General features: G+C 73.4%; 14 protein-coding genes and 1 pseudogene. 7 read left to right on the forward strand and 8 right to left on the reverse strand.

The window, feature by feature from the left end:
- Positions 1-75: 75 nt before the first annotated feature.
- From ACK1X7_RS35225 to hemQ, 3 genes are read left to right on the forward strand one after another with little or no spacing between them, the layout of a single operon-like run.
- Complete coding sequence (locus ACK1X7_RS35225) at positions 76-1,848, forward strand: IclR family transcriptional regulator domain-containing protein (protein ID WP_385144622.1); 1,773 nt, start codon at positions 76-78, stop codon at positions 1,846-1,848.
- Positions 1,845-3,344 carry a protoporphyrinogen oxidase gene (gene hemG, locus ACK1X7_RS35230; RefSeq protein ID WP_390792774.1) on the forward strand — a complete coding sequence of 500 codons (1,500 nt, stop codon included), beginning with the start codon at positions 1,845-1,847 and terminating at the stop codon, positions 3,342-3,344. Before ACK1X7_RS35225 ends, hemG begins: the two co-directional genes overlap by 4 nt.
- 4 nt (positions 3,345-3,348) lie before the next feature.
- Positions 3,349-4,065 (forward strand): hydrogen peroxide-dependent heme synthase, encoded by a 717-nt coding sequence (gene hemQ / locus ACK1X7_RS35235; RefSeq protein ID WP_216347829.1) that lies wholly within the window; start codon positions 3,349-3,351, stop codon positions 4,063-4,065.
- Positions 4,066-4,156: 91 nt separating this feature from the next.
- On the opposite strand, the gene ACK1X7_RS35240 is transcribed toward hemQ, so the two are convergent.
- Positions 4,157-6,010 (reverse strand): alpha/beta hydrolase, encoded by a 1,854-nt coding sequence (locus ACK1X7_RS35240; protein WP_413116118.1) that lies wholly within the window; start codon positions 6,008-6,010, stop codon positions 4,157-4,159.
- Between the two features lie 97 nt (positions 6,011-6,107).
- Positions 6,108-6,914, reverse strand: a complete 807-nt coding sequence (locus tag ACK1X7_RS35245) for a TIGR04222 domain-containing membrane protein (RefSeq protein WP_383139720.1) — start codon at positions 6,912-6,914, stop codon at positions 6,108-6,110.
- Between ACK1X7_RS35245 and ACK1X7_RS35250 the strand changes: the two genes are divergently transcribed.
- Positions 6,913-7,035, forward strand: coding sequence for a hypothetical protein (locus tag ACK1X7_RS35250; RefSeq protein WP_385144600.1), 123 nt, complete (start codon positions 6,913-6,915; stop codon positions 7,033-7,035). The two genes, ACK1X7_RS35245 and ACK1X7_RS35250, sit on opposite strands and share 2 nt — an antisense overlap.
- A gap of 460 nt (positions 7,036-7,495) precedes the next feature.
- Here the strand turns inward: ACK1X7_RS35250 and ACK1X7_RS35255 are convergent, their stop codons facing one another.
- The 3 genes from ACK1X7_RS35255 to ACK1X7_RS35265 form a co-directional block, all read right to left on the reverse strand.
- Positions 7,496-7,816, reverse strand: coding sequence for a hypothetical protein (locus ACK1X7_RS35255; protein WP_413116933.1), 321 nt, complete (start codon positions 7,814-7,816; stop codon positions 7,496-7,498).
- 340 nt (positions 7,817-8,156) lie between these two features.
- The gene (locus tag ACK1X7_RS35260) at positions 8,157-9,137 is read right to left on the reverse strand and encodes a TIGR04222 domain-containing membrane protein (RefSeq protein WP_385144598.1); all 981 of its coding nucleotides are present in this window, start codon (positions 9,135-9,137) and stop codon (positions 8,157-8,159) included.
- Positions 9,134-10,513 (reverse strand): DUF692 domain-containing protein, encoded by a 1,380-nt coding sequence (locus ACK1X7_RS35265; RefSeq protein WP_413116119.1) that lies wholly within the window; start codon positions 10,511-10,513, stop codon positions 9,134-9,136. The genes ACK1X7_RS35260 and ACK1X7_RS35265 overlap by 4 nt, the downstream gene beginning before the upstream one ends.
- Positions 10,514-10,864: 351 nt before the next feature.
- Here ACK1X7_RS35265 and ACK1X7_RS35270 point away from each other — a divergent pair, with 351 nt between their 5' ends.
- Entirely contained in the window at positions 10,865-12,916 is a 2,052-nt protein-coding gene (locus tag ACK1X7_RS35270) for a transglycosylase domain-containing protein (RefSeq protein WP_413116120.1), read from the forward strand.
- A gap of 38 nt (positions 12,917-12,954) precedes the next feature.
- On the opposite strand, the gene ACK1X7_RS35275 is transcribed toward ACK1X7_RS35270, so the two are convergent.
- Both ACK1X7_RS35275 and ACK1X7_RS35280 read right to left on the reverse strand, forming a co-directional pair.
- The gene (locus ACK1X7_RS35275; protein ID WP_385144620.1) at positions 12,955-14,211 is read right to left on the reverse strand and encodes a hypothetical protein; all 1,257 of its coding nucleotides are present in this window, start codon (positions 14,209-14,211) and stop codon (positions 12,955-12,957) included.
- Between the two features lie 142 nt (positions 14,212-14,353).
- Complete coding sequence (locus tag ACK1X7_RS35280) at positions 14,354-15,751, reverse strand: hypothetical protein (RefSeq protein ID WP_385144592.1); 1,398 nt, start codon at positions 15,749-15,751, stop codon at positions 14,354-14,356.
- Positions 15,752-15,903: 152 nt separating this feature from the next.
- Here ACK1X7_RS35280 and ACK1X7_RS35285 point away from each other — a divergent pair, with 152 nt between their 5' ends.
- Positions 15,904-17,196 carry a molybdopterin-dependent oxidoreductase gene (locus tag ACK1X7_RS35285; protein ID WP_413116121.1) on the forward strand — a complete coding sequence of 431 codons (1,293 nt, stop codon included), beginning with the start codon at positions 15,904-15,906 and terminating at the stop codon, positions 17,194-17,196.
- Positions 17,197-17,294: 98 nt separating this feature from the next.
- A pseudogene (locus tag ACK1X7_RS35290) lies at positions 17,295-17,807 on the forward strand (hypothetical protein); the annotation flags it as partial.
- Here the strand turns inward: ACK1X7_RS35290 and ACK1X7_RS35295 are convergent.
- A complete protein-coding gene (locus tag ACK1X7_RS35295) occupies positions 17,710-19,458 on the reverse strand; it encodes a glycosyltransferase 87 family protein (protein WP_413116122.1) in 1,749 nt (582 codons plus the stop codon). The pseudogene ACK1X7_RS35290 and the gene ACK1X7_RS35295 overlap by 98 nt on opposite strands.
- Positions 19,459-19,557 lie beyond the last annotated feature (99 nt).

Below are 19,557 nucleotides of genomic sequence, written 5' to 3' on the forward strand. Positions count from 1 at the left end.
CGTCCCCTCGCTGTGGTGGTCCAAGCGGCTCGGCACTTGTTCGCTGAGTGAAACTTCGTTCATAATCGGCTGGTGATGAGTCTCAGCCCGGTGCCACCACCTGTCAATGGCCCCGTCGGGCCTCTCGAGCGCGGCCTCGCCGTGCTGCGCGAGCTGACCCGGCTGGCCGCACACGAGGGACGGACGACGGTCCGCCCCGGCGATCTCGTCCGCGGCACGGGGCTCGCCCGGTCCGTGGTCGACCGCGTGGTGGGCACCCTCGAACAGCTCGGATACGTGACGCTCGACGGACGCGACATCGGTCTGTCGGTCCGGCTGATGGAGCTGGGCAACGCGTATCTAGAGGCCAGCGGACTGCCTGCCGCGCTCGGCCCGTTCGCCGAGCGGCTCGCGGACGGGCTGGACGAGTCGGTCTCGGTCGCCGTCCCCGACGGCGACGGGGTGCGCTTCGTCGTCCAGATGACCCGCCGCCGCACCATGTCCCTCGCCTTCCGCATCGGCGATCTGCTGCCCGCCGAGCGCTGTTCCCCCGGTGCGCTCTTCGCCGCCGAGTGGTCCGGATCCGGCTGGGCCGCCTGGCGCGCCCGCAGCGCCGAGGACCCCCTGGACACCTCCTTCCCCGCCGTCCCGCCGCGCCACCGGCCCGCCTCCGACGGCGACTTCGAGGCCCGCGTCAAGGAGGCGGCCCGCGACGGCTGGGCCGCCGACGACCAGCTCATCGAGCCGGGCCTGGTGGCGGTGTCCGTTCCGGTACGGGACGCCTCGGGCCGTGCCGCCTGCGCGGTCAACGTGGTCAGCCACACCAGCCGCCATGACGTGGACTCGCTGCGGGCGGCGGTGCTGGGGCCGCTGGGCGCGGAAGTCCCGGCGATGGAGGCGGCCTTGGCGGCCGCGGCCGGGCGGGGGCGGCCACGCCCCGCCGCCGAGCGCGCCTGGGGCACCCCGGGCGGCGCGCCGACGGCCCTGGGCGAGGACCCCGCGCGGATGGCCAAGCGGGAGCTGGGAGCGGGGTTCCTCCAGTCGCTCGCGCGCGGATTGGCCGTCCTGCGGGCACTGGGCGGGGCGGAGGGCGCGGGCCGGGGCGAGACCGCCACGGCGGGCGGCGGCGGCCGGGGCGGCGGAATGACGCTCAGCGCCGTCGCGGAGGCCACCGGGCTGGCGCGGGCCACCGCCAGGCGCTCGCTGCTGACCCTCGTCGAGCTGGGGTATGTGGAGGCCGACGGCCGGGTCTTCCGGCCACTGCCGCGCGTGCTGGAGCTCGGCTACGCCCCCCTCGCCGAGCGAGGCTTCACCGATATCGCCCAGCCGCATATGCGCGAACTGGTCCGCACCGTCCATGAGTCGGCCTCCCTGGCCGTCCTCGACGGCGGCGACATCCGCTATATAGCGCGCGTCCCCACCGTCCGCATCATGAGCGTCAACATCACCATCGGCACCCGCTTCCCCGCCTACGCGACCTCCATGGGCCGGGTGCTGCTCGCGGGCCTGGACGCCGACGCCCGCGCCGCCCATCTCGCCGGGGTGCGGCCCCGGCCGCTGACCCGGCACACCGTGACCGACGTGCTTGAGCTGGCGCGGGTCGTGGAGCTCGCGGCGCGGGAGGGGCACGCCCTGGTCGACCAGGAGCTGGAGGAGGGGCTGCGGTCGCTCGCCGTGCCCGTAAGGGACGCACGCGGACGGGTGGTGGCCGCGCTCAACGTGGCGACCCACGCGGGCCGCGGCACCGCCGAGAGCGCCCGCGGCGAACTCCTCCCGGCGCTGCGCGCCACCGCGGCCCGGATCGAGGCCGATCTGGCGACGGCCTCGGCACATCACGCCCTGGGGGCGGGTGAGAGAGTGGGCACATGAGAGCGGCGAACACCCCGGGGACGGGACGCACCGGCCATGTCGTGGTCATAGGCGGCGGAATCGCGGGCCTCGCGGCGGCTCACCGGCTGCTGGACGGCGGGGCGCGGGTGACGGTCCTGGAGGCGTCGGGACGGCTCGGCGGCAAGCTGTGCGCGGGGGAGATCGAGGGCGTACCCGTCGACCTGGGTGCCGAGTCGATGCTCGCCCGCCGCCCGGAAGGCGTCGAGCTGGCGCGCGCCGTGGGCCTCGACGACCGGCTTCAGCCGCCCGCGACCGCGACCGCCTCCCTGTGGACGCGCGGCGGGCTGCGCCCGATGCCCAAGGGGCATGTGATGGGCGTCCCCGGCGATCTGGCGCCGCTGGCCGAGTCCGGGGTGATCTCGGAGGAGGGGCTGGCCCGGATCGCCCGCGACCGGGAGCTGCCGCCCACCCCGGTCGGCGAGGACGTGGCGCTCGGCGAGTACCTCGCGGCGCGACTCGGCCGCGAGGTCGTGGACCGGCTGGTCGAACCGCTGCTGGGCGGGGTGTACGCGGGCGATGTGTACCGCACCTCGATGCGCGCCTCGGTCCCCACCCTCTTCGAGGTGGCCCGCTCCGGCGGCCCGCTGACCGACGGTGTCCGGGAGCTGGTCGAGCGCGCCGCGCGACGGCAGGACGGCCCGGTGTTCATGGGCATCGACGGCGGGATCGGCCGGCTGCCGCTCGCGGTCGCCGACGCCGTACGGGCCGCGGGTGGCGAGATCCGCACCGGGGCGCCCGTACGGGAGCTGCGGCGCACCGGCGACGGCTGGACCCTCGTGGTGGACGGCACGGGCGGCACTGACGGCACGGGCGGCACTGACGGCCCGCCGGTGGTGACGGCCGACGCCGTGGTGCTGGCGGTCCCCGCGCCCGCCGCCGCCCGGCTGCTGGCCGCCGAGGCCCCGGCCGCCTCCACCGAGCTGGCCGCCGTCGACTACGCCTCGATGGCGCTGGTCACCATGGCTTTTCGGCGCGACGCGCTCACCGGCGTGGAAGCGCTCGCCGAACGGAGCGGCTTCCTGGTGCCGCCGGTCGACGGCCGGACGATCAAGGCGGCGACGTTCTCCAGCCGCAAATGGGGCTGGCTGCGGGACGCCGGGCCCGATCTCTTCGTGCTGCGTACCTCGATCGGGCGGTTTGACGACGAGGCGGATCTGAAGCGGGACGACGCCGACCTGGTAAGGATGTCGCTCACCGATCTGGGCGAAGCCGTCGGTCTGACGGCCAAGCCCGTCGCGAGCCGGGTGGACCGGTGGGACGGCGGGCTTCCGCAGTACCCGGTGGGCCATCTCGACCGGGTGGCCCGCATCCGCGCCGAGATCGCCAAGGTGCCGGGGCTGGGGGTGTGCGGCGCGCTCTACGACGGGGTGGGCATCCCGGCGTGCGTCGGCAGCGCCCGTAAGGCGGCCGACGAGCTGCTGGGCACCCTGACGGCCACCCTGGAGCCGGGCTCCGCGGCCGGAGAGCGAGAATAGGGCCATGACTGCTGCACCTGAGAAGACTCCCAACGCCGGTAAGAAGGCCAAGGACCTCAACGAGGTCATCCGCTACACCCTGTGGTCGGTGTTCCGGCTGCGCGATGTGCTGCCGGAGGACCGCACCGGCTACGCCGACGAGGTCGAGGAGCTCTTCTCCCAGCTCGCCGCCAAGGACGTCACCGTGCGCGGCACCTACGACGTGTCCGGGCTGCGCGCCGACGCGGACGTCATGATCTGGTGGCACTCGGAGACCTCCGACGCCCTCCAGGAGGCGTACAACCTCTTCCGCCGCACCCGGCTGGGGCGGGCCCTGGAGCCGGTGTGGTCCAACATGGCGCTGCACCGCCCGGCCGAGTTCAACAAGGCCCACATCCCGGCGTTCCTCGCGGACGAGAACCCGCGCGACTACGTCAGCGTGTACCCGTTCGTCCGCTCCTACGACTGGTACCTGCTGCCCGACGAGGACCGCCGCCGGATGCTCGCGGACCACGGCAAGATGGCGCGCGGCTACCCCGATGTGCGCGCCAACACGGTCGCGTCCTTCTCGCTCGGCGACTACGAGTGGATCCTGGCCTTCGAGGCGGACGAGCTGCACCGGATCGTCGACCTGATGCGCCATCTGCGCGCCTCCGAGGCGCGCCGTCATGTGCGCGAGGAGGTGCCGTTCTACACCGGGCGGCGCAAGGCGGTCTCCGAGCTCGTCGCCGGTCTGGCCTGACGCTCTTACGGTGGTCGGGACGGCCTTACGGTCGTCCCGTACGGGCCCCGGCATCCCCTTACGGCCGGATACGTCCTCTTACGGCTTCCTCTTACGGCGTGCCCGGGATCGCGGCCGGCTGCTTGCCCGACTCGGGCAGCGGGGCCGGGTCCGGAAGCGGTGCGGGCTCCGGGCGCGGGGCGCAGGAGGCGGCCCGGCCCGGCGTCCTCCCGGTCAGCAGATACGTGTCCACATGGCGGTTGACGCAGTCGTTCGGCCCGCCCCACACCCCGTGGGTGCCCGCCTTCCGCTCGGTCACCAGCGAGGAACCGGGCAGCCGGTGCCACAGCTCCTTCGCCCCCGCGTAGGGGGTGGCCGCGTCCCGCTCCGCCGAGAGCAGCAGCACCGGCGGCAGCGCGACCCGAGCCGTCCGGGGGCCCACCGCCTCCAGGTTCCCCACGTCGAGGGGGCGGCCGGGCTTCAGCGGCCAGAAGGCGCACGGCAGGTTCATCGCCACGTTGTCCCAGGTCTCGAAGGGCGCGCGGCGGGCGAGGGCGGTGTTGTCGCGGTTCCAGGCGGCCCAGGTGCGCGGCCAGGGCGCGTCGTTGCACTCCACGGCGGTGTAGACGGCGTTGCCGTTCTCGTCGTCGGCCGCCTGCGCGGGATCGGGCGCGGCGAGCGCGATCAGCGGCTCGGGGTCACCGAGCAGATAGGCGGCCAGCGCCCGGGCGGCCGGATCCCAGTAGGCGTCGTTGTAGCCGGTCCGCAGGAACGCGCTCTGGAGCTGGGCGGTGCCGATGACCCCGCCCGCGGGCTTGTGCCCCAGCCGCCGCCGCGCCTTCTCGTACGAGGCGAGCACCCGCTCCTCGGTGCCGCCCAGGTGGTAGACGGTGTGGTGCCGGGCGACCCAGCGGCGCCAGTCCCGCCAGCGCCGCTCGAAGGCCACCGACTGGTCGAGGTTGTCGCGGTACCAGATCCGCCGGGGGGCGGGGTTGACCACGCTGTCGAAGACCATCCGGCGCACCCGCCCCGGGAAGAGCGTGGCGTACACGGCCCCGTAGTACGTGCCGTACGAGGCGCCCACGAAGGTGAGCCGCCGCTGGCCCAGCGCCGCGCGCAGCACCTCCAGATCGCGGGCGTTGTTCAGCGTGGTGAAGTGCGCGAGCGCGCTGCCCGCGCGGCGCACACAGCCCCGGACGTAGGCGTGTGCCCGCGCCACCAGCCGCCGTTTGAAGGCGGCGGTGGGGCGCGGCGGGGAGCTGGTCGGCGCCTTGGCGTAGGCCGACGGCCGCTGGCAGGACAGTGGGGCCGAACGGCCCACGCCCCGTGGGGCGTAGCCGACGAAGTCGTAGGCGGCGGCCAGGCGGCGGAAGGCCCCCTCGGCCGCGTACTCGGGGAACGCCATACCGGAGGCGCCCGGTCCGCCGGGGTTGTAGACCAGCGCCCCCTGACGCCGGGCCTTGGGGCCGGTGGCCCGGATCCGGCTGACGGTAAGGGCGATGTGCTTGCCGCGGGGACGGGCGTAGTCGAGCGGTACGGAGACCTTTCCGCAGGTGATGGGGGCGTCCAGGGACTCGGCGCGGGGACAGCGGCGGAACGCGATGCCCCGCTCCGCCGCGCGCCGGGCGGCGAGCGCCACCCCGCTTGCCGCGGCAGCGTCACCGGGCGGGACGGCGGCCGTGGCGGCCGCGGCGGGCGAGCCGGACCAGGAGCTCCAGGCGGGCGCGGCCGTGGCGACGGGGACGGCGGATGCCGAACGGGTCGCGGGGGAGGCCGGGACCGTGAGGGGCGCGCCCGCCGCACCGGCCGGGGCCGGGGCGGACCGGGCGGACGCGGCGGCCGTCGTGGCGGCGCGGGCGGTGGACGCGGCGAGCGGGCGGCCGGTGGCGGGCGTCGCGAGCAGTGCGCTCATGGCCAGCGACAGGGACAGCGGGCCGAGGATGGCGTACAGCGCTGCTGCTCTCACTGGCCCTCCCTTCGTGCATCGCGTCGTGCATCGCGCGATGAAAGGGATATTTGGCGCGGCGGATGACCATGTAAAGCACCGGGCCGCGGTGTCGGGGTCAATGACCCCAATGCCCCTTCAGCGCCGCGCGCAGCTCCCGGTCGGGGAGGGCGACGGTGCCGTGCACCGCGAGCGCGGTCAGCAGCTCGCCGTCGTCGTCACCGCCGTCCGGGCCGCCGCCGGAGCGCTGGGCGAGGGTCCGCCGCGGGGGCACGTCGATCCGGCCCAGCAGCCGCTGACCTGCGGGGGAGGCCCACCGCGAGTACGGATGCGCCTCGACCCGGGCGATCAGCAGACAGCTCACCGTCAGCAGCAGCGGCAGCATGAACCACGAGGCCACCGGACCACGCCCCGCCGCGGGCGGCACCAGCAGCAGCGCGGCGGCCGCCGTCGCCAGAACCAGCGCGCAGGCCGCCCGCACATGCCGTACCGCGACCGCCACATTCGTACGCGCCGAGGCGGGCACCGCGAGCCCCGCCGCCACCAGCCGGTCGCCCAGCGCCCGCACCGGGGCGGCGGTGACGAGCGCCGCCCGCACCGGCCGCACCGGGGACTGGCCCTCCGGCCCTATCGCGGTGATCACGGACCGCTCCAGTTCGTCGCGCCCGTCCGGGACCACGACGGTGACCCAGCCGGTGTGGGCGAGCAGCAGCCGGCGCTCGCGGTACATCGTGACGAGGACCAGCTCGCCCACCCGCCGCGGACCCCCGGACAGAAACGCCGCCTCGTACAGGCTCAGGCCCTTCGCATCCGCCGCCGGATCAGGATCCATCGGCTGAGCGGCGGCGACCGCCGCCAGACACAGGCGCGTGCAACTGACAACTGCCGCGCCCCATGCGACGAGCAGGAAAAGGACCCACAACATGGCCGAGTTCTACTCGACCGGGCCGCCGTCGCGCCATGGTTTTCACGATATGAACGACTCGCCGGGACGCACAGCTCGCTCGGGCGCGCAGCTCGCCTGGACGCAGCTCGCTCGGGCGTGACTCGCCCCGTTCGAGGACCCGCGACCGGTCGCGCGCGATCCGCAGGGCCTGCCCGAGGGCCGCGACCGATCGCCCGCGACCCGCACGGCCGCGACGCGGGCGGCGTTGCCCGGGCCGCTGCGGATCGGTGCGGATGCCTGACCGATCGGCATCGGCACCGGGGTGGGCCGTTTGACCGGGCGGCGGCTCAGCCTGGCCGCCCGTGCCCGGGGCGCTCCGGCGGTGGTGCGCGCGTCGTCATCGGCGCTGGGAGCTGGGCGGTTGCACCGGGCTGCGGGGCTCGGCCCGGCAGGGCTACGGCCGACCGCCCGCACCCGGGGCCCGCTGGTGGTGGTGCGGGCGGTTACACCGGGCTGCGGGCGGCGCTGGAACACCACGACTACACCCGCACGGTCGGCTGCGGGCGGCGCGTATGTACCGCTGGACCTGGCCTACCCGGACGAGCGGCTGGAGTACATCCTCACCGACTCCGCCCCGCAGGTCGTCCTCCCACGGTGGACGGGCAGGCGGACGTGGTGCTCGCCGCGTTCGGCCCCGGCCACGAAGGGGCGGACATCGCCGCCCAGGCACACGAGGCCACCTCCAGCGGATCGATCCCCGCGCGGGCGAGTCGGGCGAGGTCGTCCGCGTCGAGGCGGGCCCGCCAGCGGGTCGAGGTCCGGGTTGGGCACGAAGGTGCGGGGCACGGGCTCCAGGGTGCGCCGGTCGGGCGCCTGCCGGCCAGGCTGCCGGGCGCGATGCCGCCGTGTTCCAGCGCCTCCCAGGAGGTCTCCAGGACCAGCCGCCGCTGCGGGGGCTCGGCCGGTCGGGCTGCGGTTGACCGTCCGCACCCGGGACCCGCTGGTCGTGGCGCGGGGGCGTCGGCGCTGGGGCGGTTTTATCGGGCTGCGGCTCGGCCTGGCCGCCCGCACCCAGCGCCCGCCGGTCGTGGCGCGTGGGGGTGTCGTCGGCACCGGGGTTGGGCGGTCGCGCCGGGCTGCGGCTCGGCCCGGTCGGGCTGCGGCTGCCGCGCCACCCGGCGCCCGCTGATGGGTGGTGGTGCGCGGCGGCCCCAGCCGTACCCCCTCGCCCTGCCGGGCATCCCGGACAACTAGCGGCAACCCGGCCCGGCGCGTGGCGGCTCAGCCGCCCCCGCAGCCTCCGCCCCCGCCGCAGCTCGACCCCGAGGAGCCGCCGCACGACGACCCCCCGCCTCCGCCGCAGGACGAGCCGCCGCACGAGGAGCCTCCGCAGCCGGAGCTATCCCCTCCGCACCACGATCCGCCGCCGGAGTCCGAGGTGCCCGAAGACCCCGAGTCGGTCGACGACCCGGATCCGCCCGGCACCCTCTGCGCGTCCAGCAGTTGCTTCCGCAGCAGCGGATCCTCCGTCAGGGCGGCCGCCCCGGTCAGCGCGACGACGACCGCGACGGGGACCGTCGCCGGTTGGCCGATGGTCAGGGCGTGCCGCCGTAGGCCGATCCCCGACTCCCTCCGGTACGCCGCCAGCGCCTGCTTACCGGCGGCGGTCAGTCGGCGCTTGGTCGCACCGGCGCAGATGCCGCCGATGAGGAAGCCGGTGAAGAGCGCGGGGGCGATCGCGAAGATCAGCGGGAGTCCGCCGTCGGCGGCGGAGCCGACGCTCATCATGATGCCCAGGAACACGCCCACCACGCAGAGCGTGTTCTGCGCCCGTGCCGCACCCCGCCAGAACCGGAGGGCGTCCGGCCGCACCATCAGCCCGCGCCCCGCCAGCCGGTCGCCGATCGCCTGTACCGCCGCACTGCGCATCAACTCCCGGCGCAGCCACTTCAGGGCGCCGTGCGGGGAGCGGGCGCACAGCCGCAGCAGGTCCTCCTCGACCGGGCCGCGCGCGATCGGCTGCCGCACCGAGACCACTCCGGGGTCGCCGATGGCCAGCCGCCCGTCCGCGTACATCGTGCTGATCACCGTGTCCGCCATCCGGCCCGGACCGCCCGCCAGGAAGGCGGCCTCCAGCAGGTCGTACGCCCGGGCGTCCACCGGCCTCACGGCCTCCCTGCGCCGGGCCCGGACCGTGCCGGTGATGAGCAGCGCCGACGACAGCGCGACGGCCGCGTAGACCAGGATCACCGCCGCGCTCATGCCGCTCGCCGCCCGCTCAGCGCGAGCCGGACCCGGCGGGCCAGCCGCGCCGCCGGATGGGACGCCAGGGGCGCGGGCCCGGACCGCTCCTGCCACCACAGCGTCAGACGGCGCCGGGCCGCCGGGTCGTCGGGCCGTCCGTCCGCCAGCAGATGCTCGGCGAACGCCAGCGCGTCGCGGCGGTAGCCGCCGGTCATCGGGCGGCCGTCGGCGTACCGCGCGAACGCCGGGCGGTAGCCGGTGCCCAGGATCTCCGGCAGCTCCGGGGCCACCTTGGCGACCACGGACGCCCGCTTGGCGGTCAGCGCCGCGCTCTGCACCCGCAGCCGCCGCCGGTCGAACCCCTCGGGCGGCGGGGTGCCCCCGACCAGTGCGGACAGCAGCGAGGTCTGGGCGAGCGCCAGCCGCTCACGGACGGCGCCCGGCACGGGAGCCTCGGGCACGGCGGAGGCCCGCACCGGGCCGGGCGTACTCACCGGAGCCGACGCCCGCACCGCTGGGGCGGCCTCTTCCGCCGTCCCCGAAGCCGTCCCCGAAGCCGTCCCCACCACCGCCCCCGCCGCCGTCACCCCACGGATCGCGTCCAGTTCGCCCGCCAGCTCCCCGGCCGCCGGGAAGTCCTCGTCGCGCTCCAGCAGTACGCCGGGCGGTGCCGTACGGGCGCACAGTTCGGCGAGGACGTCGAGCACCGGCTGGGTCACCGGATGGGCGTGGCTGTCGTGCCACACCCCGTCCTTCTCGACCCCGCCCGCCACATGGACGTAGGCGATCGCCGACGTGGGCAGCTCGTCCAGCGCCTTGGCCGGGTCCTCGCCCCGGTTGACGTGGTTGGTGTGCAGATTGGCCACGTCGATGAGCAGCCGCACCCCCGTCCGCTCCACCAGCTCGGCCAGGAACTGGCCCTCGGTCATCTCCTCGCCGGGCCAGGAGATCAGCGCCGCGATGTTCTCCACCGCGAGCGGCACCGGCAGCGCCTCCTGCGCGATGCGCACGTTCTCGCACAGCACGTCCAGCGCGTCACGGGTCCGCGGCACCGGCAGCAGATGCCCGGCCTCGATGGCCGGTGACGCGGTCAGCGGCCCCCCGGCCCTGACGAACGCGATGTGCTCGGTGACCAGCGGCGAGCCCAGCGCCTCGGCCCGCTCGGCCAGCGCCCGGAGGCGCTCGGGGTCGGGCCGCTCGGCTCCCCCGAGGCCGAGTGACACTCCGTGCGGGACCACCGTGGTCCCGCGTTCGCGCAGCCGCCGGAGCGCGTCCGGCACATGGTCGGGGCAGATGTTCTCCGCCACCACCTCCACCCAGTCGATGCCGGGCAGCAGCGCGATGTCGTCGGCGATCTCCGGTCGCCAGCCGATTCCGGTACCGAGGCGCACCATGGCTCCCCCTCCTCGTTCCGTACCGCGTCCCCCGCGGTGTTGTTCTCGCGTGCCGGGGTGATGACCCCGTAGAAGGAGGACGAATCCCCCGGCCCCCTGGTTCAGAGCTTCATTTGAGCTTCGCAGCGGCACGCCACAGGGGCGTACGCGGGGCCGTCGGCCGAGGGCGGTCCGGGCGGTGCGAAAGGTCACCGGGTGGGTGGTGTCGCTGAATATGGTCACTGTTGCAAAAAATTGGGGCCCTGTGGCGACAGACGTTCAGAGGGGAAAATAGGATCGGTCTGGTCCGGGGGGATGGAAGATCACACCTTTGTGCCGCGCCCGCGCGCGGAGCGAGCGTGGGGGAAACACGTGCTGGGCAGCAGTGACAACGCCATGGGGAAGCACCGTAAGCACCGCCGAAAGCCGTCGTCGCAGAGCCGGAGGATGCGGCTGCGCCGCTGGGCGGTGGCGCGGGTCCGGCTGGACTACCCCCGGGCGGGGCGGCGTGGTGTGGGGCGTTGGCTGCCGTCGTGGCGTCAGATCACCCTGCTCTTCCTGTTCTGCCTCGGTAGTCTGACCGGTCTGCTGAGCTATCTGTATCTCCAGACCGATATACCCAAGAATCTGAACGACTTCGCCACCCAGCAGGACAACGTCTACTACTGGGCGGACGGCACCGAGATGGCCCGCACCGGTCCGGTGAACCGGCAGGAGGTGCCGCTGGGCAAGGTGCCCCAGGATGTCCAGTGGGCGGTGCTCGCCGCCGAGAACGCCAGTTTCTACTCCGACAGCGGAGTGTCCCCGAGCGGTCTGATGCGCGCCGTGACACGGATGGTGACGGGAGGTGAGACCCAGGGCGGATCCACCATCACCCAGCAGTATGTGAAGAATGCCTATTTGAATCAGCGTCAGACATTTTCCCGCAAGCTCACCGAGATGTTCATGGCCATCAAGCTGGACGACCGGATGAGCAAGCGGGAGATCCTTCAGCGCTATCTGAACACGAGCTGGTTCGGGCGCGGCAGTTACGGCATTCAGCGGGCGGCGTACGCGTACTACGGCAAGGACGTCTCGGAACTCAACGCGAGCGAGGGCGCGTTGCTCGCCTCGCTGCTCAAGGGCGCCGGGACATTCGATCCGACGGTCAGCGCCAAGAACCACAAGCGGGCCGTCGACCGCTGGAAGTGGGTGCTGGACCGGATGGTCGACATCGGAAAGCTCTCCCGCTCCGAGCGGGCGCGCTATACGTCGTTCCCCGAGCCCAAGGCGCCGCCCAAGCCGGCCGGGCTCACCGGTCAGGTCGGCTATCTGGTGGAGACGGCCAAGGCGTATGTGAGCTCCCATACCGAGATATCCGACGCCGATTTCGACCTGGGCGGCTATCAGATTCACACCACCTTCGAGAAGCCGAAGGTCCAGGCGTTGGCCAAGGCGGTGACGAAGACCCGGGACACCCTCGATCCCGAGCAGCGCCCCGAGGACCGCCATGTGCGGATCGGCGCCGCCTCGGTGGCCCCCGGCGGCGCGATACGCGCGCTGTACGGCGGCCCCGGCTATCTGGAGCAGGGATTCAACGACGCGAACGCCTCCAACGTCCCGGCCGGCACCTCCTTCACGCCCTTCGTCTACGCCGCCGCGCTGCGCGACGGCGTTCTGCTGAAGCGCAACGGGGAGCGGACGCCCGTGACCCCCTCGACGCTCTACGACGGCGACAACAAGATCGCGGTGCATACGCCCGAGGGGCCGTACTGGGACCGCAGCGGCAAGATCGTGCGGGCCAGCAACGACGGGGACGCCTCCTATGGGCAGGTCTCCCTGCGCCAGGCGATCGAGCGGTCCATCAACACCCCGATGATCCAACTGGGCATGGACGTCGGTCTGGACCGGGTCCGGCGGGCGTCCATCGACGCGGGGCTGCTGCCCAGCAGCTTCGGCGCGCGGGTGCCCGCGTTCTCGCTCGGCACCGCGACGCCCAGCTCGATCCGTATGGCCAGCGCCTACGGGACGTTCGCCGCCGAGGGCACCCACTACGCGCCGTACTCGGTGAGCGGGCTCACCCACGGCGGGCAGCGGCTCGAACTGCGCAAGGACGGCGCCAGGCGGGCCTTCAGCCCGGTGGTCGCGGCGCAGGTGGACGAGGCGCTGCGGGGGGCCGTCCAGAGCCCGGACGGCGCGGCGCACGGGGCGGCCGAGGCCGGTGAGGTGGCCGGTAAGGCGGGCACGGCGCAGGACGGCAAGTCCGCCTGGTTCGTCGGCTACACCAAGAAGCTGTCGACGGCGGTCTCGCTGTCCCGGGTGGACCCCAAGTCGCAGGAGCTGATGCCGCTCAAGGGGATGGGCGGGGAAGTCACCGAGACCTCGGGCGACACCTACCCCCTGGACATCTGGAAGAGCTATATGACGGACCGGGCGGCGGAATAAGCGCCGGGGGAAGCGCGGCAACAGGACTGCCGTCGCGGCTACTTGGTCTTGGTGTACGTGGACCAGTCCGGCGACTCCGCCGGGTCCAGCATCCGCAGCTTCTCCAGGACCTTCGGGTCCTGGGCGTCCAGCCAGTCGGCGAGCTGCTTGAACGACACGCACCGCACCCCGTCGCGGCGGCAGACGCTCCGCATCACGTCCTCGATGGCCTGCATGTAGATGCCACCGTTCCACGTCTCGAAGTGGTTGCCGATGAACAGCGGCGCGCGGCTGCCGTTGTAGGCCCGCTCGAAGCCGTTCAGATACCCCTCGCGGGTCAGCCGCTCCCACTCCGGGTACTTCGCCGGGTCGCCCTCGGTGCTGTCGCCGGACTGGTTGAAGAGGAAGTTGAAGTCCATCGAGAGGACCTGCTTCTCGCTCTCCGGGTACGGCACGAGCTGGAGCGGGAAGTTCCAGATCCCATCGATCTTGGACGGCCAGAGCTGGAAGTCGCCCGGGGAGCTGGCGTCATAGCGCCAGCCGAGGGACTTGATGGCCGGAATCAGCGTCTTCTGGCCCTCCAGGCACGGCGCGCGCCCGCCCGCCAGCTCCACGTCGTAGTCGAACGGCAGTGGTTTGACGTCGGTGAAGCCGGTGTTGGTCTTCCAGTGCTTCACAAAGGAGACAGCCTGCTCCGTTTCGCTCTTCCACTCCTGGGTGGACCAGTCCTCGCCGCCCTTGGCGCCGCAGAAGTGGCCGTTGAAGTGCGAGCCGATCTCATTGCCGTCCTCCCAGGCCCCGCTGAGCTGCTCCAGGGTCTCCCTGATGTGCTCGTCGGTGGGGAAGGATATGGCGGCCGAGCCCGGCTTGTGCTGGGGCGGCCGATAGAGGTCGCTCTTCGTCTTGGGCAGCAGATACATGCCGCTCAGGAAGAACGTCATCGTGGCGTCGCTCTCCTTGGCCACCTGGCGGAAGCGGGAGAAGAGATGGTCGTCGTTCTCCAGCGCGCCGTCCCAGGAGAAGACCACGAACTGCGGCGGCTTCTCACCGGGTTTGAGCTTCTCGGGCTTGAGCTGATGCGGCTGTGGTCCGGTGTAGGACGTGGAGCCGTCCCCGAGCACCTTGACCTTGCCGTCCCAATGGGCGTACTTGTCCTTCTTCTTGGGCTCCCTGGGGACCCGGTCCGACTTGGGAGACGCCGCGGCGGCGGGAAGGTCCCCGCCCTGCGTGTCGCCCGCGTCCCCCGGCGAGGTCAGGGCTATCAGCAGTGCCACCACGACTGCCACGGCCGTGAGCGCGCCTATGGGCGCGGCCACGCCATAGGCGTTCTTCGCGTTTAAATCCTTCAACGCTTTCACGATCTTCAGCGCCTTCACGGGTCCCGCCCCCTGGCAACAGTACAGATGTACGTCCCCCTCAGTATCACAGAAGTATCACGTGCTCTTCACATCGGTCTCCTCACCAACCGGTCAGAAGCAGGTGGTTGACGAGCAGTCCGAGACACGCCTGGGCCATAAGCCAGCGGCGACGATCAATGGCGGGCAGCAGTGCGGCGGTGGGCAGCAGCCAGACCAGGAAGGGAAGCCAGATCCGCTCCGTCTCGGCCTTGCTCATCCCGGACAGATCGGCCACGACGAGCGCGAGCAGCACGGCGAAGGTCAGCACCACGAGCCCGTCCGGGGCGCCAGGACCGCCCGGGCGCAGCCGCCTTACGGTGTCCGGCACCGCCGACAGCATGCGCCGCGCGCCCGCGACACAGGCCGGGCCGGCGACCACCGAGGCGACGGCGAGGTTGGCCCAGACCCAGTACGCGTACGGGCGGTCCGAGGCCACGCCCTGGTAGTAGCGCTCGACCAGCAGCGAGTACCCCTCCCACCACTGGAAGCCGGTCAGCGTGAACGCACCGGCCACCGCCGCCGCCCCCATCAGCGCGAAGGGCAGCGGCCGGGCGGTACGGACGAGCAGCAGCACGGCGGCGGCGGGCAGCGCCAGCAGCGTCAGCCCGTAGGAGAGATAGGCCGTCAGCCCCAGCAGCAGCCCGGAGCCGAACGCGACCGCCCCGGCCGCCCGGACCGTACGCGTCGCCGCGAGCGCCAGCAGCGCGAGCCCCCAGGCCGCGACGGCCGCGAAATAGCCGTCGGCCGAGGCACCCACCCAGACCGCCCCGGGGGCCAGGACCAGGAACGGGGCGGCAGCGCGCGCGGCCCGCTCCTGCCCCAGGGCGCGCAGCGTCACCAGGATCGCGACCGCCGCCGAGCCGCCCACCGTGATGCAGAAGGCCCCCGCCCAGCCGCCACCGCCCAGGCCCAGCCGGTCCAGGCCCACGAAAGTGAGCACGGCGCCCGGCGGATGGCCCGCGATATGGGCGGGCCAGTGGTCGGGCTGGGTGAGCAGGATGTGGCCGGTGAAGCCGCGCAGGGCCGCGCCGATGTCGTGGAACCGGTCGACACCGCGCAGATATTCGTGGCGCGCGGTCAGCCGCCCGGCCACCCCCCGCTGCCATCCGTCGACCAGCGCCAGTGACCAGATCCAGGCCATGGACGCCGCCCAGACGGCCCCCAGCAGCCCCCGCCACGGCAGCCGCGCCGCGAGCCGGGGACCGTGCACGACGACCGCGACGGCGACGGCCAGGGCGGCGGGCGTGCCGGGGCCCACATGGGGCAGCCAGTCGGCGTACAGCGGCGCCCAGTCGACGTACAGCGAGTGATCGGCCCGCTGGATCAGGGTGCCGACGACGGCGGCGACGGTGAAGAGCACGGCGGCGGCAGCGGCCGCCAGCACGTCCCGGCGGCGGCCGGTCCGCTTCTCGTTCTCGACGGCCCGGGTGTCGATACCGCTGTGGAGAGGGAGTTTCACGACGTCACGCTACGTCGTGAAGCCCGCGTCCGGGCCGCCGCGCCGCGCGCCGTCACCGGACCGTCAGATCCTTACGGCAGGGCGGCTGACGTCACCGTTTCGTCATGGCCTCAAGGCCCCGGAACGCGGCGCGGCCGCCCTACGGTCATGCCATGAGCCACCCTCCCCATACCCACCGTGACCGCCGGGCCCTGTGGCGGAGCCCGCTGCGCGGCCCCTGGCTGACGTCTGTGTTCGGCCTGATCCTGCTCTTCGGCCTGCCCGTGCTCTTCGTGACCGGACTGCTGTCGTACGCCGCCTACAACCCCGATCTGTCCCCGGTCAACGACCAGACCCCGGACAAGGGGCTGCTCGGCTTCTATCTCTTCACCTGGCCGACCAACCCCTCCTGGCTCTACCGCGTCAACCAGGGCGTGCACGTCACCCTCGGGATCGTGCTCGTCCCCGTGCTGCTGGCCAAGCTGTGGTCGGTCATCCCCAAGCTGTTCATCTGGCCACCGGTGCGGTCGGTGGGGCACGCGCTGGAGCGGCTCTCGCTGCTGGCGCTGGTCGGCGGCGGGCTGTTCGAGTTCGCGACCGGGGTGCTCAACGTCCAACTGGACTACATCTTCCCCGGGTCCTTCTACCCGCTGCACTTCTACGGGGCGTGGATCTTCATGGCCGCCCTCGTGGTCCATGTGGTGCTGCGGTTCCCGGTCATGGTGCGGGCGCTGCGCGGCCGCGATCTGCGGGCCGAACTGCGCACCCGCGCCTCGGACACCAAGCCGGAGCCGCCGGACGAGACCGGCCTGGTCAGCCCTCAGCCGGCCGCGCCCACCATGTCACGGCGGGGCGCGCTCGCCATGGTCGGCACCGGCTCGTTCGCGCTGCTGGTGGTGACGGCCGGTCAGAGCATCGGCGGCCCGCTGCGCGAGACCGCCGTGCTCGCGCCGCACGGCCGCAACCCCGGGTCGGGTCCCAACGGCTTCCAGATCAACAAGACCGCCATGGCCGTCGGCGTCCGAGCCCGCGACATCGGGCCCGACTGGCGGCTGGTGGTGCGGGGCGCGACGGGCCGCGAGACCGTCCTCACCCGGGAGCAGTTGCTGCGGCTGCCGCGACACGGCGCGGCGCTGCCCATCGCCTGTGTGGAGGGGTGGTCGACCTCCGATCAGCGGTGGGACGGGGTGCGGCTGGCCGACCTCGCGGCGCTGGTGGGGCATGCCGACCGGCCGCCGAGGGTCCTGGTGGAGTCGGTGCAGCGGCATGGCTCCTTCCGCCGCGTCGTGCTGAGCGACGTCCAGGTCCGCGACCCCCGCTCGCTGCTGGCCCTGAGGGTCAACGGCGCGGATCTGTCGGCGGACCACGGCTATCCGGCGCGGGTGATCGTGCCCGGGGCCCCGGGTGTGCACAACACCAAGTGGGTCGGCCGGCTGACCTTCGGGAACTTCGAGGAGAGCGCGTGAAGGGGCTCGGGCGAGGCCGCATGAGGGGGCTTCGGGGAGACCGTATGAGGAGGGGGCTTGGGGGAGACCGTATGAGCAGGTGGCTTCGGGGAGACCGTATGAAGGCCGCGCTGCGCCGCTTCGGGCCGCGGGCCGTCCTCCACCGCTTCGGGCTGCGGCGGCTGGAACGGGAGTCACCGCTGCGCCTGGTGCTGCTGCTGTGCTCGTTCGCGCTGACCGGCTACGCGGGGGTCAGGCTGCTGAGCGGCGACTGGTTCGGGATCGTGCTGTGGATCGTCGGCGCCGCCCTCCTCCATGACCTGGTGCTGCTTCCGCTGTACGCGCTCGCCGACCGTGCCGTGGGCGCCGTACTCCCGGCCGCGGCCCGCTGGATCAACCATGTGCGGGTGCCCGTCTTCCTGTCCGGGCTGCTGATGCTGGTGTGGTTCCCACTGATCCTCGGCCGGCAGGAGCGCCGCTACGAGCACGCGACCGGGCTGAGCGCCGACGTCTTCTGGCCGCGCTGGCTGCTGATCACCGTGGGACTCTTCGCCGCCTCGGCCGTATGGCTGGCGATCCGGGTGGCGATCCGGGTGTGGCGGCGCCGTCCGGGACCTCGGCGTGGGGCCCCGGCGGCGGGGGAGCGGAAGCCGCCCGCAGGGCCCGCACGGCCCAGCCGGTCATGATCGCCGCACCGGCGACCGCGTACCCCAGCGTCCCGGCCCATGCGCCGTCGTCGACCGCACGGGCCGTCACATACTGGGCAACTCCCGCGAGCGGCAGGCCGAGCCACTCCCAGCGCCCGTCGAGGGCCACCAGCGCCACCACCAGCAGCGCGTACCAGGGATAGCCGGGAGTCATCAGCAGGAACGCGGTCCCGGTCACCACCAGCGCGCCGCGCCAGGGCCGCCCGGGATCGCCGCGCAGCAGCACCCATGCGACGACCATGAGCAGGACGGCGGCGACCACCGGCAGGGCCCAGTCCTCCGGGGCGGGGTGGAGCAGCCGCAGCAGCGCGTAGCGGTTCTTGTCGTCCGCTGCGGTGGAGCCCGTCTCGTACCCCTCCTCTGCCACATAGCCGGTGAGATAGCCGAGTACGGAGGAGCGCGAGAGCAGGACGTACGGGAGGTAGCCGAGCGCGACCACAGCCGCGGCGGGCAGCACGATCGCGGCGGCAGGGCGCACGGCCGCTGGCACCGCGCGGCGGATCCGGGTGGTCGGGGCGGCGGGACTCCCGGCGCTTTTGGGGGCCTTGGCGGCCTTGGCGGCCTTGGCGGTCTTGGGGATCTTGGGGGTTTTGGTGTTCGTGGTGTTCGTGGTGTTCGTGGCGAGGACGCCGGAGAGCGCACCCGGCAGAGTCACGGCGGGCAGCAGCTTGGCCGCGATCGCCGCGCCGAGCAGCACCCCGCCCAGGGCGCGGCGGCGGGGGGCGGCGACCAGGCCCGCGACGGTCAACAGCACACCCAGCGCGTCGACATGGGCGTTGTTGACCGCCTCCACCGGTACGGCGGGGCACCAGGCCCACAGCGCCGCGCGGGCGGTCGCGAGGCGGGGATCGGGGCGGCGGCGTGCCGCGGCGAGCAGCACGGCTGTGGTGGCGACGGACAGCAGTGCGCCGCCGGTCTGTAGCGGGAGGAGAGTGGAACCTGACGGCGCCGAGCGGTGTACAAGCAGGAAATAGCCCTCTGCGACGGGAGGATAGATCGTATGGACCGCGGGGCGATTGAGGCGGGTGCATCGCGGCTCGGCGGGGCCGGAGGTGCCGCGCGTGTGGTCGGGGGTGCCGTGGGGGTGGTCGGGCGTCGGATTGGCGCGCGGGTGGGCGCCGGGCGTGGGAGATCCGGGTGCCGGGCGGACGGGGGCGCGGTCCGGGCCCTGGCAGGCGGAGCCCTTCGGGAAGAGCCAGGGGTCGTGCAGCGAAGCGAGCGCGGGGTCCTCGGGCGCGTAGTCATAGGGGGATATGCCCGCGGCCTGCACACGTCCGTCCCAGGCGTAGCGGTAGGCGTCGGTGCTGGTGCGCGGCGGCGCGAGCAGGCCCGTGGCGGCGACCGCTGCGCTCCCCACGAGCACGAGGACGGCGGCGTGCCGGGTGCCCAGGCGGCGAACGGTCCACGCCGCCGCGGCGAACAGCACCCAGGCGAGGGCGTACCAGCGGGAGAGCACGCCGGGCGCGGTGTGGAAGTCGTCCCTGCGGAAGGTGAGGGCGAGTACGGCGATCAGCGAGCCGAGCAGCGTGGCCAGCGCGAGCGGGGTGATCCACGGGCGGGCGGTCCGAGTCCGCACGGCCGGAGTGGGGCGCGCTGCCGGGCGGGGCTCGTCCGTGCCGTCAGGCGGTGGTGCGAGGCGGTCGCGGGCCGGTGGGCGAGGGCCCGGGCCGGAGCG

The organism is Streptomyces sp. CY-1 (assembly GCF_047218265.1).
Taxonomy (GTDB): domain Bacteria; phylum Actinomycetota; class Actinomycetes; order Streptomycetales; family Streptomycetaceae; genus Streptomyces; species Streptomyces niphimycinicus.

Coding starts and splice junctions, on each gene's coding strand:
- ACK1X7_RS35260 (WP_385144598.1), bottom strand. CDS start 9,137: ATGAGCGCGGCGGTGATCCTGGTCTACGCGGCCGTCGCGCTGTCGTCG.
- ACK1X7_RS35265 (WP_413116119.1), bottom strand. CDS start 10,513: ATGGTGCGCCTCGGTACCGGAATCGGCTGGCGACCGGAGATCGCCGAC.
- ACK1X7_RS35250 (WP_385144600.1), top strand. CDS start 6,913: ATGGCCGAGTTCTACTCGACCGGGCCGCCGTCGCGCCATGGTTTTCAC.
- hemQ (WP_216347829.1), top strand. CDS start 3,349: ATGACTGCTGCACCTGAGAAGACTCCCAACGCCGGTAAGAAGGCCAAG.
- ACK1X7_RS35225 (WP_385144622.1), top strand. CDS start 76: ATGAGTCTCAGCCCGGTGCCACCACCTGTCAATGGCCCCGTCGGGCCT.
- ACK1X7_RS35245 (WP_383139720.1), bottom strand. CDS start 6,914: ATGTTGTGGGTCCTTTTCCTGCTCGTCGCATGGGGCGCGGCAGTTGTC.
- hemG (WP_390792774.1), top strand. CDS start 1,845: ATGAGAGCGGCGAACACCCCGGGGACGGGACGCACCGGCCATGTCGTG.
- ACK1X7_RS35285 (WP_413116121.1), top strand. CDS start 15,904: ATGAGCCACCCTCCCCATACCCACCGTGACCGCCGGGCCCTGTGGCGG.